Source organism: Saccharothrix sp. ST-888 (assembly GCF_000955975.1).
Taxonomy (GTDB): domain Bacteria; phylum Actinomycetota; class Actinomycetes; order Streptomycetales; family Streptomycetaceae; genus Kitasatospora.
The window spans coordinates 1-336 of record NZ_JYJF01000695.1 but is presented as its reverse complement, the minus strand read 5'-3'; the positions used below and the strand labels follow the sequence as shown (position 1 = coordinate 336).

The window sequence follows — 336 nt, the reverse complement described above, 5'->3', positions numbered from 1 at the left end:
GCCGCCGCCGGGCGGCGCAGGGCGGCGGAGAAAGGCAGGGGCGGCGCCAGAGCGGCGACCGCCGGCCCGGCGGCGTACCAGGCGGCGCAGGCGAACGGACCGGCGCCCCCGCCGGCCCCCTGCCGCGCGGAGGACAGGAGGTCCTGGCGGATGACGCGGCGGCAGGCGTGCACCAGCCCCGCCCCGACCATGGGGGGGACCGGGGCGGGCACCAGCCAGGCGGCCGGGCCGCCGCCGGACAGCACGAGCAGCAGCGAACAGGCCAGCCCGAGCAGGACGCCGACCAGGGGCGGCAGGATCGCGTGCCGCAGCATCAGGTCGGAGACGGGGTAGGGG

1 protein-coding gene is annotated in these 336 nt (G+C 80.7%); it reads right to left on the bottom strand.

The genetic code is table 11. The annotated features are described in order from the left end of the window. A partial coding sequence (locus UK12_RS42295; RefSeq protein ID WP_045307129.1) for a hypothetical protein occupies positions 1 to 336 on the bottom strand: 336 nt, incomplete at both ends.